This is a genomic window from Streptomyces sp. 891-h, assembly GCF_022760275.1.
Classification (GTDB): Bacteria; Actinomycetota; Actinomycetes; order Streptomycetales; family Streptomycetaceae; genus Streptomyces; species Streptomyces spirodelae.
The window spans coordinates 7653072-7667838 of the sequence record NZ_CP050693.1 but is presented as its reverse complement, the minus strand read 5'-3'; the positions used below and the strand labels follow the sequence as shown (position 1 = coordinate 7667838).

8 protein-coding genes and 2 pseudogenes are annotated in these 14767 nt (G+C 69.4%); 3 read left to right on the top strand and 7 right to left on the bottom strand.

The window, feature by feature from the left end:
• Window positions 1-383: 383 nt before the first annotated feature.
• A pseudogene (locus tag HC362_RS34045) lies at window positions 384-842 on the bottom strand (helix-turn-helix domain-containing protein); the annotation flags it as partial.
• 85 nt (window positions 843-927) lie between these two features.
• Complete coding sequence (locus tag HC362_RS34040; RefSeq protein WP_243088180.1) at window positions 928-1215, bottom strand: hypothetical protein; 288 nt, start codon at window positions 1213-1215, stop codon at window positions 928-930.
• Window positions 1216-1270: 55 nt separating this feature from the next.
• Here HC362_RS34040 and HC362_RS34035 point away from each other — a divergent pair, with 55 nt between their 5' ends.
• Window positions 1271-2002 (top strand): MerR family transcriptional regulator, encoded by a 732-nt coding sequence (locus HC362_RS34035; RefSeq protein WP_243088179.1) that lies wholly within the window; start codon window positions 1271-1273, stop codon window positions 2000-2002.
• 721 nt (window positions 2003-2723) lie between these two features.
• Here HC362_RS34035 and HC362_RS34030 read toward each other — a convergent pair.
• The 5 genes and pseudogenes from HC362_RS34030 to HC362_RS34010 form a co-directional block, all read right to left on the bottom strand.
• Window positions 2724-6854, bottom strand: a complete 4131-nt coding sequence (locus HC362_RS34030; RefSeq protein WP_243088178.1) for a hypothetical protein — start codon at window positions 6852-6854, stop codon at window positions 2724-2726.
• Window positions 6855-7201: 347 nt separating this feature from the next.
• A pseudogene (locus HC362_RS34025) lies at window positions 7202-8396 on the bottom strand (NF041680 family putative transposase); the annotation flags it as partial.
• The gene (locus HC362_RS34020) at window positions 8393-8893 is read right to left on the bottom strand and encodes a GNAT family N-acetyltransferase (RefSeq protein ID WP_243088931.1); all 501 of its coding nucleotides are present in this window, start codon (window positions 8891-8893) and stop codon (window positions 8393-8395) included. The gene HC362_RS34020 and the pseudogene HC362_RS34025, both read right to left, overlap by 4 nt.
• 127 nt (window positions 8894-9020) lie before the next feature.
• On the bottom strand, window positions 9021-9269 hold the full coding sequence (locus tag HC362_RS34015) for a hypothetical protein (protein ID WP_243088177.1): 249 nt from the start codon (window positions 9267-9269) through the stop codon (window positions 9021-9023).
• An 854-nt stretch (window positions 9270-10123) separates the two neighbouring features.
• Complete coding sequence (locus HC362_RS34010; RefSeq protein ID WP_243088176.1) at window positions 10124-10609, bottom strand: hypothetical protein; 486 nt, start codon at window positions 10607-10609, stop codon at window positions 10124-10126.
• Window positions 10610-11589: 980 nt separating this feature from the next.
• On the opposite strand from HC362_RS34010, the gene HC362_RS34005 reads away from it, so the two are divergent.
• Window positions 11590-11826 carry a hypothetical protein gene (locus HC362_RS34005; protein ID WP_243088175.1) on the top strand — a complete coding sequence of 79 codons (237 nt, stop codon included), beginning with the start codon at window positions 11590-11592 and terminating at the stop codon, window positions 11824-11826.
• A 937-nt stretch (window positions 11827-12763) separates the two neighbouring features.
• Window positions 12764-14752 (top strand): zinc-ribbon domain-containing protein, encoded by a 1989-nt coding sequence (locus tag HC362_RS34000; protein WP_243088174.1) that lies wholly within the window; start codon window positions 12764-12766, stop codon window positions 14750-14752.
• Window positions 14753-14767: the final 15 nt, after the last annotated feature.

The following is a 14767-nucleotide window of genomic DNA, read 5'->3' as shown; positions in this document are numbered from 1 at the left end:
TCGGTCTGCTCGGGAGCTCGGCTGGCTCCAGGCTTGATGAGAGGTGATCCCCGCGAGCGGCTCGGACCACGGACTTCAACGATCCGATCGTCGGACTGGATGTGGTACGTGCCTTCGGTCTCGTGGTGGTGGACGGTGCCGGGTGCCGGTGCTTGTCCAACGGCTCAAGGGCCCGGGCGTACTCTGCGACTTTCCCGGTACCGACCACCACCACGAGGAACGGTGCTTGCTGAAGCGGGGCCCGCAGTCTCTTTCAGGGGGCTTCGAGGGACCGGGGTGGGCCTGGCGGTGCCCCGCTTCATGCGGCGACCGGACCGGTCTGGAAGAAGAACTCGCTGGCCCTGGTCTTTACTGGGTCTCGATCGCCCCGTCAGTGCCCATTAGGTCTTTATGCGTGGAAACGACACGCCCTCCTCGCGGAGCAGGGCCCGCAGGCGCTCGTGGCTGATGTCGTCGACCACCCCTCGGCGACCAGGAAATCGGCCAGCTTGGCCAGGCTCCAGGTCGAAAACGGCAGGCCGTGCTCGGCCGGCCTAGACTTGACGATCTTCTTTGTCTCGCGGCGCTCGGGCAGCGTGAAGGTCTTCGGCCGGCCACCTTTGTACTTTGGGTAGAGCGAGTCAAAACCGTCCGCGTCGAAGTCGTGGATCACGTCCCGGGCCCGGTCCGCGCTTGTAAACGTCACCTCGGCGATCTTCGCCACGGGCATGCCCTGCGCGGACAGCAGTACCATCTGGGCCCGCCGCCAGGTCACCACCGACCCGCTGCCGCTACGGACGATCCGTAACAGCCTGCGGCCCTCGTCATCATCGATTTCGCCGCACGCGCACCGGTTCGGCCATGCCCGAACACTCTGGCCCGAACACGCCGCCCGCGGGTTGAACTTGACGACCGAAGTCTGGATGGCTGCCACGAGCATTCGGATCCTCAATCCCGCTGCCCGTCGGCCGGTGCTTTCAGCAGTCGGTTCAGTTCGTCGCCAGCGTCGTCGTACCCGGCGTCGCAAATTCGTTGCAGTTCGCGCACATCGCCCGTCGCGGCCGCGCGTCGAGTGAGCAGGAACCCGGCGCGTATGGATCCCTCGTCCAACAGCTCGCTCAGCTCCCCGAGGTCGCCAGCTGCGTCGGCGAGGTCGGCCAGCCGGTCCAAAGCGGTCTCGTTGCCCGCATCGGCCAGCTCGCGCAAGGTCTGTCGATCGATGTTCGTGTTCGCCATGACGGCCAGGGTGCAACCCTGCCCCAGGGGAAAGGTCAAGTGAGACGATGGCTGTGTGATCACCATTGGGCAGCTGGCCAGGTATGTCGGAGTGTCGATCAAGACTATTCGCGTCTATCACGACAAGGGGCTGCTCCCCGAGCCCGACCGCGATGCGTCCGGCTACCGGCGCTACGACGCACACGACGCTATCGCCCTGATCAAAATCCGGACCCTCGCCGAAGCCGGCGTCCCCCTGGCCCGCATCCGGAACCTGAGATCAGCGACCGACGAGGAATTGCAGCAGGCGCTGCGCGACATCGACGACGAGCTCACCGCTCGCATCCGCAGCCTGCAGGCAACCCAAGGGCGCCTGCACCAGCTCGCCGCCGGGCAGCTGGCACCGCTGCCCACCGAGGTCGGCACCTTCCTGGAGCACCTGGCGCGCTGGGGATTCAGCCCTCGATGGGTGAACCTGCAACGCGACTTGTGGATCCTCGTGTTCGCCACCCACCCGGACCAGGCGATCACACAGTTTCAGGACCAAAGCAAGATCCTGGCCGACCCCGCGCTACGGCAGCTCTTCCTCGACTACGACCGCGCGCACGACCTCGACGCCGACGACCCCCGCATCGACGACCTCGCCCGCCGGATTGCCGAGGCAACCCGAGAACGCTACGGCCCCAACGACCTGCCCGAACTGGATGGGGCATCCGAGATCCCAACCCTCATCCAAGGCACAGTCAATGCATCGTCCCCCGCATGGCAGCGACTCGACATGTTCATCCGTGAGCAGCTCAACACGTGACTCGACGTTACCGAGACACGACTTCGGCTGTGCGGAAAGCAGTCAGCGCACGCCGCATCCACAAGGCAAACGTTGCCTGATGCGGCACTAGCGCGTGACGGAACTGTGTGCTCCCCCGCGCATGCGGGGATGGCCCCGCGCTGGCCCTCGGCGTCGTGCAGCTCGTAACGTACTCCCGCATCTTCAACCTTCCACGATGACTAGGCTGTCCGCACCGTGCAGCAGGGAGCCTGCACGATCTCAGGGCCGGACGAGGGCAGAAGGCTGGGCGCAGCTTCGGCCAGGTGTCTCGGACGTCCGTCTTCGGACGCTGCCGGGCGAGCGGGGACTCGGTCCCAGGGCACGCCGGGTGATCGCGGGTGCATGGCGCCCCCTTCCGGGCGGTGTCCGGGCCGCTGGCTGGTGAGGTGACGGTGTGCTCGAGTCGGCGCTCATGAGTGGTTCCCTGGCGGAGAGGAACAAGGGGTGACCAGGAGCCGGCCGCCGAACACCAGTCGGCGCTTCGCGCCGGGCACCCATGGCCCGCTTCCGTGGCCGCGGCACGAGCCTGTGCCGCTCATCCACAGCGGCCTGTCCGGGAGGCGGGTTCCGCGATGACATGGGCCGACAAGCCCGTGATCCTCGGGTCCTGCAGATAGCTGCGCGAGCCGCGTCCCCCACCACGCGACTGTGCTCACCGATCACCAACCCGACGCCCTCACCCTGGCCACGCACGAGTTCGTCAGCCGCGCCGCGGTCTCGGCCGTGCCTGGTCCGCCCAGGCTCGGGCGAAGCGTTCGTGAACGGGGACCGGGAGTGCGACCGCTGCGGGGTCATCCGCGGGTGCGGGCGGCGCAGGGCGGGGGGCCTTCGCGGCGGTGAGTTCCTTGCGGACGGCGCGGTGGTGGTCGAGGGTCCAGGTGTTCCAGCGGCGAAGGGTGCGGTCGGTCGGGCAGTCGAGGGCGAGCAGTTGGAGGTGGAGGGCTGCCGCGTCGCGGCATACGTCGAGGGCCGCCGCTGCCTCGTCCACCAGCAAGGGGGCACTGAACAGCGGGTTGGTCTCGTACTGGCCCGGCGGGACCGGGGTGGCGGCGGACCGGTCCGCCAGTCGGCGCAGGGCGGTGAGGAGATCGGCGGGGGCGTTCGTGAGTCCGTCGATGAGGGTGCGGGCGCCTGCTCTGGCCGGGTCGCCGACGGGGCGTTCGGTGAGTGCCCAGGTGACGGCAGTTGTGGCGGCCCGTATCCCGTCGGCGTCCATGGGCTTCGGGGCGCGGCCGGTGAGCAGGGCCGCAGCCCAGGTGTCGGGGAGGCCGCGGTCCGCGGCGAGGGCGGCGGCGTGGCTGCCGTCGTCGAGGTACGGGCCGGTGCCGAGGAGTCCGGCCCAGGCGGCGGCCATCCGGTCTGCGGCGGCGGTCATACCGCCGGGAGCCCAGAGTGCGGCGGGGTCCGCGGGAAGAGCGGCCGCGAGAACGGTGCGCCGGCTGGCCGGGCCGAGCCGCCGGCAGAACTCCTCGTACGCGCGGACAGTGACCTGGTCCGCCTTGTACGGCTTGGTGCGGAGCAGCTTGCGGTGTTCGTCGTAGTCGTCTCTGCCGGGGAACCCGTCGAGGACCAGTGCGGCGATCGGGCGCGGCACTCCGGTGCGCCAGCGGAACAGGTCCACCGCCTCCTCGGGCACCGGCAGCGGGCCGTGCTCGGCGAGCAGGGCCAGCAGCTGGGGCAAGCGGGTGGTGTCGTCGCCGGCGATGGTGTGGGTCTCGCACTCCTCGGCGTCGGCGGGCGCCGGGTCGGCGGCGGGGTGGAGGAAGGCGGCGAGGCCGCTGCGGACGGGGCCGGAGGCTATCAGGGCGCCGGCCGCGCGGAGTTCATCGATCCGCCTGCTGGGGGCGCGGCCGGTCCGCCAGGCGCTGCCGGCCTCGGCGAACGGCTGTCGGCTCCACAGACCGAGGAGGGCGATAAGAGCCTGCCGCTCCTGGTCGGGGGTGGCGGCGGTGGCGGCGCGCCAGGCAACGGCGTCGATCCGGCCGGTCAGCACCGCCCACTCGGGCGGGGTGGCGGGCAGGGCGAGCACCCGGACTTCGTCGTCGATCTCGCCGCGCAAGTACCGGCCGTCGGCGCCGACTGCGGTGAGGAGGGCGGGCTGCGGCTGGGGCGGCTGTGCCTCGTAAGGGCGCAGTTCGGGCAGCAGGCCGCGCAGTGCGGGAGTGAGGCGGGTGTCGGGGGCCGGGTCGGCCAGGTCGACGACCGGCGCGGACCGCATGACGGCGACCCGATGGGACAGCTCCCGGCGGCGGCGCAGCACGTCGGCGGCGAGCCGGGCAGCGCGGGCGACGCCCTCCTGGATCCGCGGATCAATCACGCCGGGGAGGGAGTGGGGCGCGTCGTTGCCGCTCCCGGTCCCCAGGCGCAGAAGCCGGCGCACGGCGGTGTCAGTGACAGCCCGCAGGGTTTCGGAGGAGGCCTCGTCGCGGGGGGTGAGGAAGTGCCAGTAGGCGGGCGGCGGCATCGGCCCGGCCTGCTCGCCGAGGGTGGCGCGCACCGGGGAGCGGTCGCGGCTGCCGGGAAAGCCGCGGACCTGCCACAGCAGGGAGTTGTCCTCGGCGGCGTGGGCGCGGACGGTGGTCTCACCGGCCATAACGATGTCCTCCCCGCCGAGCGGCAGGGCGAGGATGCCCCAGGGGCGGCGGCCGAAGCGGCGGCTGCGGTAGGAGGCGGTGCGGCCGTCGATGGTCTCCAGCACGAACGCGCGGGGCGACGGCCCGGCGTACGGCGAGCGGTAGTGGACCCGGCAGCCGGTAAGCCGCCCGTCCTGGCCGAGCGGGGAGGGCGGGGCACCCGGCGGCAGCGCAGCCAGGATCCGGTGGTCGGTGAAGGGCTCGGTTCCGGGAGGGGCTTCGGCGGAGCGGTGGAATGCGGGCAGGGCACGGTCGTCGGTCGGGATGCCCGTGTGCGGATCGACGCGGGCCCAGCCGCCGCGGCGGTCGCCGAACACCTCGCAGCTCCAGACGGCGCGGCCGTCGCTCATCTGGTAGTCGCGGTGGCCTATACCCTCGCGGCCGCCGGCGCGCAGCACCCGTTCGCCGTCGAACCGACCCTCACCGTCGGGGGTTTCGAACTGATAGCCGAGGCCGCCCTGGATGCTGCCGCCGTAGGGGCGCAGTCCGTACGCCTCCTGCGATGTGAAGGTCTCCTTGGGCAGGTCGGACCAGTAGGCACGTGGGAGCTGGGTGTCGCCGTGCTCCTCGTTCCAGGCGACGAAGAACCGGCCGCCGACCCAGTGGACCGTGTGGGAGCGGGAGGCATCGGGCAGTTCCAGCGTGTGCTCGCCACGGCGGCCGGCATGGTCGACGGCGATGGCGCGCGCGTCCCCGTACACGGTGAGAACCGGCCAGGTGCACGTGACGTGCACGGTCTCGTCGGGCCGGAACTCGGCCAGGGCCTGCTCCAGGGCGGGCCAGCTCAGCTCCTCGGGCAGTCCGGCGCGCAGGGCGCGGGCCAGCGGGCCGGTGAGGTCCAGTGCGTCGAGGGCTTCCTCGATGCCGTCCAGGGCATTGGCGGTGGGCCGGTCGAGGAGGTCGCGCAGTTCGTCGACGGCCTCGTCGGCGGCGGCGAGGCCGCCGCCACGCAGTGCCTCAAGCAGCTTCTCGATCCGGGCGTGCACCTCGGCAGCGACGCCCGGGTTGTGCGGGAGCCGGGTGATGGCGGTGCCGCCACCGGTGCGGAGCCCGGCGTGCACGGTGCCCTCCAGCCTGGGCCCGAACACCGGGTCGGCGGCGAGCGCCTTGAGGTCGCGTTGCGAGCGCTCGTCCCAGAACTCCAGGCGGACGGCGGCGCCAGGGTCCTCGACGGGTATGCCCTCGGCGAGGCAGAGGTCGAGCAGGTCCGCGTCCAGATGCGGCCACCCGTAGCGGTCCTCGTGCAACCGGACCGGGGTGCCGGCCGCCCGCAGCAGCGGTGCGAACCGGCCTACCACATCGAGGAGTTCGACTGGCATGGGCTGACGGACGACGCCGCCGCCGGCGACGGGGCGGTGCGAGTAGCCGGCACAGTAGTGGCGCAGCCAGTTGCCGAGGCCGCCCTCGGGGGTGATCCGGCCGGCCGCGGCGGCGTCGGCGGCGCCGCACCGGATGAGCAGCCGCAGCCAGGCAGCCGCGTCGTTCTTCGACTCGGGGAACAGGTCGAGAAGCCCGGTGGCCTGGTCGTCGGTCGGCGGGTGCGCGGTGAGCGGGCCTGCGGCGGCGTCGAGCAGCCGGTCGGGGACGGCCTTACCGCGGGCTGCGGCCAACAGCCCGGCCAGCACCCGGGCCTCCTCCTCGGTGCCGAGACCGGCGGCACGGGCCGAGTCGCGGACCCGGCGGGCCAGGTCGGCGGGGAGCTCGCCGGGCGACGCCGCCCAGGTGGTCAGCAAGCGGACGAACTCGCGGTGCGCGTCGCCCGGTTCGATGATGCCGGCCAGCCAGGAAAGATAGCCGCTGAGTTCGGTGGCGGGCAGGGCGCCGAACCTGGCGAACAGCAGCACGTTCGCCCGCCGCCAGTCGGAGTCGACACGCAGCCCGTGATCGCGTTCGGCAGCGCGCGCCCGGCCGTAGGCACGGGCGGCGGAGCGGCGGCGCGTCTCCAGCAGCCAGTGGCCGACGGTGTCCCAGAACCAGGGCAGATGGGCCGCCGGAAGCCCTCGGGCCAGGCTCTCCATCTCGTCCACGAACCGGCCGGGCTTCTCCCACGCCCGCCCCCGCTTCCGCACGACTTCGTCGAGCACGGCGCGCGCGGTGGACTCGGCGCCTGGACCGCGGGTGCGCGCCCAGTCGGCGTAGGTCTCGGAGACGCGGTGGTCGGCCGGGAGCGGCACGGGAGCCTCGGTGCGGCTGGTCATGCCCGTGATCATGCCAGCCGGTACTGACAGCCCTGTGAACGCGAGGTCCTCCGACCGGCCCTGTCCGACCGCATGGCCTTCCAACGACGGCGACGGCCACGTGCCTGTCCAGGCGCTGGGGTGCCGCTTCCCCTCCGCCGGGTACCCAGCCAAGGCCCGGGAAGAGGGGCGGCACTGTGCCGCTCCCGGATGGGCAGCTTGCTGCCAGCGCTGATGAGCTCAGAAAAGGCTTGGCGACTCGCAGCCGTGCTTCCGGGCCGAACGTTCAGCGAACGCCTTCAGCTTGCGGACTTTTCATAGGCCTGCATCTTCTCCTGCTCGCTGTGCGTCGGCTGATCGTTGCCCCCGTCTGCATTGAACGGGCGCTTGAGACGGAGCTGAGTGTGGGCGGTGATCACGAGCCAGGTCCAGCGGTCTGCCGCGGCGGAGTCGCGGAGGCGAGGCTTGGTCCATCCCAGGGTCTGCTTGTACAGGCGAAACGTCTGCTCGATGTCGAAGCGCCGTAGGAAGGACTGCCAGCAGCGGTCGATGTCCTGAGCCGTGGCTGGGGTTCGCGACCACCAGAGCCAGACCGGCGTGTTGATTCCTCCCGAGGGCAGTTTCTCGACGGTCAAGCGGATGACGGTGCCCTCGATGATGGGCAGTGGCCCTTCGTGGTCGAGCCAGGCTGCACGGCGGGTGAGCCGGGGATGGAGCCGGTCCCAGGCTTGCGCGGTGGCTCTTCCGTAGAGCCGGGTGGCCGTGGTCCTCACGGCCTGTCGGTGCCCCGCGTGGAGGGTTCGCCGAAGACGAACTCGCCCCCGTGCTTGGGCGGGCGGCCGTCTTTCGGGTCGTAGATGCGTGGTGGTGTCGGCCGTCGCGTGACCCGGTCGGACCGGAGCCGTCCGAGGATCTGTACCGGCAGGCGGGACAGGAGGTGAGCGATGCGAGGTGCGTCTGTGTCCGCAGTCCACGACGACCAGGATCTCCGGGGCACCTTCCCGCCACTGACCAGCGGCGATGAGACGCTCGATGACCTCACGGATTTGGGTGGTGATTACGGCCGTGAGATCGGCGCCCGGCTCCAGCCGGATGGCATCCAGCACGGCGGTCCAGGAGGTGCGGCCGGTCTCCAGCGCGGCCACGACCGAGTACGGCCAGCCAGAGGTCATCCGGTGCTCGTTCTGGCCCTGGCCGTAGGTATGGCAGAAGGAACGGTCCGGGCAGGTCGCGGCGTCCGGCCTCAGCCAGGGCGATACGTCAACAGCCAGGACCAGCCTGCCATCCGCCGCTCTCGGCAACGGCAGGCCGGCCAGGGCCCGGCGAAGCCGGCCGAAGTCGATCCCCCCTGGTTGAGCCCGCCATACAGAGCTCCGTGACCCCGGCGGTGTTCTGGCGCGAGCGCGAGATCCACCAGTGTTTTGACCGGGCCCTCCGTGCAGAGGAGTGCTCCGTCAGCTCGAACAACGCGTCCGAGCGTCCCGTGAGACACGCATAGAAGTCCGCCCGGAACTGCGACAACACGGCCAGCGACTCACGCTGGCCACCGGTCAGAAGACTCACCCCGCGCGACCCTGCCCAACCTCGACCTGGAGCAGGCGCGGAGAGGCCTCGAACCCAAGACGGGAGTACGCCGAAACCGCCCGGTCGCTGGAGTGAACGGTCACCCGCTCAAGGCCGAGGTCCCTCGCCCACGCCAAGACCGTCTCGATCAGCTCGCCGCCCAGGCCGCGGTCGCGCTCCTCGGGAACGACGTACGTGCACTGCACGTCACCCGACATCCGCTCGAACGTGCGTGGATGCGGCACACGCTGCGTGATCGCCAGCCAGGCCATGCCGATCACCACCTCGTCACGGACCGCCACCATGCACCGATGCGAGGACTCGGCCTCTTGGGCCCATGCCACGAACCGGGGGACGAAGCCGTCCAGCATGGTGTCGGGGGTTCCGTAGAGCTCCTGCACCCACTGCCACCGCAACTCAGCTACGGCAGCCAACTCATGGGGCTGGGCAGGGCGGCACACGATGTCATCCACGACTTCATCCTGGCGCAGAATCATCAGCACGACGGCCGCTTCCACCGCTCCCGCACAAACAGAGCGGCGGCCCAGGGCGCCTTTTCGTCTGAACATGTGCTCCGACCAAGAATCACACACGTCCAGTGACACCGGACGTTAAAGATCAAGCTCAAACATTGTCGCGAAAGCAGATCACGAAAGACTCGTCACCCGTGGCCAAGCCGTGCTGCGACAGGGTACCGGTCGTGCCCTTCACGTCTGAGCACACGAGTGAAGTGAACCCGTCCACGACCTTGATCACTTTGTATTCGGCGCCGGAATCGGAGCAGGAGAGCCGTTCTGTTTCCGGCTTCTCCTTGGTGCCGTTGTTGCGGAAGCAGTCACCTGCCTCAAGCTCTTCGGTATCGTCCTTCATCACGCTCTTGACGGTGAACGCGCCCCCCAAGGTTGCAGCGAGCACTACGAGGTATATGAGCAGTCTTCGCCGGGACTTCAACGTCTGCCGGGCTTGTGCTTCCGGGCCGGCGAGGGGTGGGAGCATGGACACGGGGTGACTGACCTCTCACATAAGCATGGGGATGACGTGAGCGTATCAACTAGCCCAGACAGGCGCCTCTGACGCATTCCGCGATCCACCCCGTCGTCACGCGGCGCGTCAGCGAGGTGTTCGCGGAACGGTCACCGTGACCGTTCCGCGAACGCGTCCAGGCTCCGAAAGCAGCCGCCTACGGCGGGGCGGACAGCAGGGCTGCTCGATCTCACTGCTGCTTCTCCAGTGAGTACCGCTCGACGGTGTCCGTGGCGTTCTCGCTGACGGCAGTCATCCAGACCTTGTCATGGATCTCGGGATAGTCGCGGGCCAGCGCACGCGGGACTGGCGGGTACCACGACGGGTCTGCCCCTTTGACGTTGATCTGCGCCTCGCTGGGGGCAGGGTAGCGGGGATTTGCATTGTGCTCCTTGGCCGTTCAGGACCGTGTTGGCCGAGAGAACGCATCCCCAGAAACTACCGGCCGTTCGCTGTCCTACTAACGGCATCGAGTATCACGACGTCGTGAGTGGGTTGTGCTCTCGGCGACAGGGGATGTAGTTCGCCCAGGTCGTGCCGCCTGACTGAGGCCCGTGCCATCCTGGTCGAACTCGCCCTTATCAGCAGTCTTCAGCGGGAACGCGGCCGGACGAGTAGGGGCGCCGCCGACCGTCGCGGGCTGGCTGCTCTCCGGCCGCTGGCCGGGCCGGTCTTTCCGTCCCGGCCAGTCGGCCGGGCGCGACTCAGATAATGGGGCTGGTGTAGACCTCAGTGGACGCCTGACTGCCGATGAAGGGCTTGTTCACGGCCCAGAGATCGGCGTGTTGGTGTTCCGGCACGTCGAAGCTGCACTTCACCCAGCCAGCGGCGGCGCCACGGTTGTTGAAGCACTCGCGGCCCCACTTCGCTGGAAGCCTTGACTTGAGTGTGCCTGCGACGGAGTCGCCGTTCGCCTTCGTGTCCTTGACGTAGACCTGGTCCCCATTCGCGACGAAACACGCCTTTGCGCCGGACGTCGATACACACACTGCACTCGCCGGAGGCGCGCCACTCGGGGTGCCGTTCGCGGCCGCTGCCACAGTCGCCGTTCCCGCGGTGATGAGTATCGCCGCGGGAACCGTGATCAGCGCGCGCCCAAGACTTCTCATGTGTCCTCCCGTTGTCAGATCCTTTGCGCCGAGTTGGCTCGTGACATTGAACATGAATGCGGTGGGCGTGATCGCTGCCACCCCCACCACCGGGCTCGATGTGCCTCGGTAAGGCCCAGCCGGTACAGCATCCCGAAGCCGGCCGCAGCCCGGCCGACGGCACACCCGTCCTCCGCGCGTCCAGCGTCGCGTTCGCCAACCGCTGCAGCCATCTACGACCGTCCTGGCCAGGCCCCGCCCGGCCCGGGGAGAGGTGCCGGTCTCTTCCTGGCCGGCCCATGCCCTCCTCCGCACCCCCCCGGGACTCGGGGAAGCCGCACCTGCCTAGGACGACGCCCGCTGGCTCAGTCCCGCGACCACGAACAAGCACGCACGCCAGTCCTCCTTCGAGCGGCGCTGCGCGATCCCCGCGCCCGAGACGGTCTGCTGACCGCCGCCTCCGGCTTCGACGGCAGCGCTCCCGATGGACTGGGGCGAGGTCGTGTGTGTCGTTGGGGAACGTCATCGATCTTGTCGCGGGTGGCTTCTGTCAGGTACGGGAGAGGTCGGTGCCTTCCGGGGCTTGGTAGCAGGGCGAGACGAGGGTGACGTCGATCTGTGGTTCGAGGTTGCCTGACCGTGTCTTCAGTGCCCTAATCGCCACGTGGTGCCGTGAGGTGGTGTGGACCGCCGTGATCTCCGGATTGCGGGCCCTGCTGTCATCGGCCTGTCTTTGGTGATACGCCATCCCATGAGCCTGGTTTGGGTCGGCGACCTTCCAGGGCAGCGCCGGGTTTGGGTCGGCGACCTTCCTGGACCCTCTGTGTGCGGACCACGAACGGCCGGGATCCGAGCGCTGATCGGGTGGTCTGAAGGCCCACTCGAAGGAATCCGCACCCGCACGTCTGTGACGTATTCGAGTGACTGATCTCCTCCGGTCACCGTGAGGAGGTAATGCGGCGGCGCGCGCGGGGTCCGTGGGCGTGTCCGTTGGCACGTTGTTCTCCTGAACCTGTCTTGCTGCAGGACTCTTCCGCGCCCGCCCGTGAGGCGTGCCGTTACGGCTCTCCGGAGACACAGTCATGCCTTTTGCGCCCACCGAAGAACAAACCGCTGCCCTCGAGCAGCTCGCGCACTCGATGAACTGGTTCACCGACACCTATGATGCATCGTGCATCGCGACGCCGGTGCTACTGCACCCGGTCAACACTCTGGGGCGCAACGCGACGGCGCCTCCCGGGTGCCGGATCGTGACCGGCCCGAAGCTGACCGCCCTGCGTGAGGCCGTGCGCGCCACGATCACCGCGCTGGCCGAGTGAGACAGCTGGATGGACGCCACCGCGGTCTCCCAGCACCTCTCTGCGAATCACCTCACGGCCAACGACGTTGTTGCCCGCTATGTGACCGCCCCGAAGTCGAAGTCCAGCCGCTGAATAACAGGAGCTGCAGCGGGGGAACGGTGCTGCCGCGCCTGCGACTGTCGTGATCCTCGCCCCGGGAGTCGCCTGCCCCGGCCGTGGCGACCTCGCGCCCGTGGCGCGCGCCGTGTACGACGAGGCCCGCCCGGAACAACTGCCCGGACCCGACGACCACGCGGCCCTACACGCATCGGCTGCCCGTCCATCGCCCCGGGCTCACTCGCCGATCAGCACAGGTGATCAGAGCCCGCCCTCCTACGGTTTTCACGCTCTGCTCCTCGACCTGTACGCCGACGCCGTGAAGAGCGATTCGTTCGCCACCGTCGAGCGTTTCGCCCAGGAGCCGCGACGGCGTGTGCCGCTACGAGGAGTGGACCTGTGCGATCGGCTACGACCGAGACCGCGCGACCGGGCTGTCGGATACGCGTATGGCGCCCCGTTCTCCGAGTCGATCGCCTGTCAGTGGCGGGTGATAGAGCTGAGTTCTGTCATCAACGCCGTCGGCTGGTAGCGCTGTGCGGTGGAAGGGTGTGCCTCTGTGTCCGTAGATGAGCTCGGAACCTTGTTCGCCGTATCGGCGCTCGGGCTGGGGTCCGGTCAACACCTTCCGGCGGGTGAAGTCAGCGCTTCCAGTGACATATCGGCCGAGCTCTGGCCTCCTGCTTTTCTGCGCGCCGAGTTTGTGGCGAGCACGACCAAGCCGGGCCGCACACTGGAGCAGCTGCACCCGGGGTCGGCGGACCGATGCCGGTGGCGCTGCACTGCGTACGGTCATGAGTGGCACGCGATGGTCTCGTACCGCGCGCGCCGCGGCGGCGGGTGCCCCACATGTCGGTGGATGAACGACTGGTGGCGCCGGATGGGCGTGCCGGCCGGGACTACCGTGGCGCAACTGCGACCCGACCTGGTGGAAGAGCTCATCGAGAATCTGACCCACCCCGGACGCTCGCTGGCCATGATGCCGCCCGGACTCGACGACGTGTGCCTCTGGCGGTGCCCGCACTCGGATTGCCAGCACGAGTGGTCAACCCGCGTGTCTGTACGGGTAAAGGGCAGTGGATGCCCCAAGTGCGCCCGCAAGATCGCCGGCCAGAAGGTACGTAGCCCACGACCCGGCGAGTCCGTTGCCGACCTCCATCCTCACCTGGCCGAGGAATTCGTCGCCAACCTCACGCGGCCCGAGCGAGGCCTGGCCGACATGCGGCCGGCCACCGGGGACAGGTGCCTGTGGCGGTGTGCGACACCAAGCTGCGGCCATGAGTGGGAAGCCAAGCTGTCCGCCCGCACCAAGAAGAAGGCCACTGGCTGCCCTGTGTGTGGGCAGCAGCTGGCGGTCTGCCTGGCCACGCAGTTGCGGACGACACCTCCTGAGGGTGGCTCTCTGGCCGACCTGCACCCGGAGGTCGCCGAGGAGTTCGTCACGAATCTCACCCGGCCGGGGCGCACCCCGGAGAAGATCCGGCCCGGCTCGAAGGACCGCTGCCGGTGGCGTGACGCCACCGGCCGAGAGTGGGAGGCAGTGGTGTACGAGCGGACCCGTTCGCCTGCCCGCGGTCTCGTGCTCAGCGCGCATGGGCGGTCGAGGTTTGAGTACGAGATCGCCGCCCTGATCGCGGCGGCCTCTGGACTGCGCGTCGACAAGGACGTACGCATCGACGTGCCGGGCCAGGCCCGGGCCCTGCGGGTCGACCTCTCGCTGCCGGAGATCAGGCTGCTGGTCGAACTTGATCCGGCCCGCTGGCACCACACACCCGCCAGCGCCACGCGGGACCAGCGCAAGAGCGAACTGCTGGCAGAGGCCGGCCATCGGGTCATCCGCCTGCGCTCCGACACGATCCCCGAGATCGCCGCCCCCAGCCTCCTGGTAAGAGGGCCTGCACCCTGGACCTGGGCACAGGCACTGGTCCCGCTACTCCAAGAAGCGGGCAGGCCCTGGCAGGAACTGACCGCCGAGCAGGCCGCCGAGGTCGTCGGTGAGGCCGCCCGCGCCTGGGCCGACTCGGTCACCGCTGGTCCGAAACCGAACGTCCTGGATGCTGCTCCGCACCTGGCTGGTGAGTTCGTCACCAACTTGACCCATCCGGGACTGGACCTGGTCTGGCTTGCACCTGGGTCCTCAGACCGCTGCCAGTGGATCTGCGCGACCTGTGGACACGAGTGGGGCACGAGCATCCTGAACCGGACGCAGGGCACCGGCTGCCCCGAGTGTACGCGCGGACGGCAGAGCGAACGCATTCGCCAGCGAGCGCGCCCCAAGCCCGGACAGTCTCTGGCTGACCTCCACCCCACGATCACCAAAGAATTCGTCACGAACCTCACCAATCCGCAGTACAGCCCCGAAAACGTCAGGGCCGGCTCGGGCGACCGCTGCCAATGGCGCTGCGCCCAGGGGCACGAGTGGGAGGCGACCGTAGCCCAACGCGTGCGCGCCGCAGGCGCTGGCTGCCAGCGCTGCTACTTGGACGCAACCGGCGAACGGAACAGAACCCCCCGCTGCGGCGAGTCGCTCCTCGACCTGCATCCGCGGATCGCGGCCGAACTGGTTGCGGTTCTCGATGACTCCCAGGCGACCGCCGCAGACCTTCGCCCCGGTTCCAAGCGGCGGTGCCGCTGGCGCTGCGTGGTAGGGCACGGTGAATGGGAGGCTACCCCGAACAGCCGCACGGGGAGCGCCAAAGCCGGGTGCCCTGAGTGTGGTCGGGAGAAGACACGGCAGGCGCGGCGCCAGCCTGTTCCAGGCGGATCGCTCCTGGAACGTCGTCCCCAGGTAGCGGCCGAGTTCTTCGCCAACATCACCAACCCGGGGGGACTGCTCCGGCCGAGATGAGGCCAGGCTCGAATG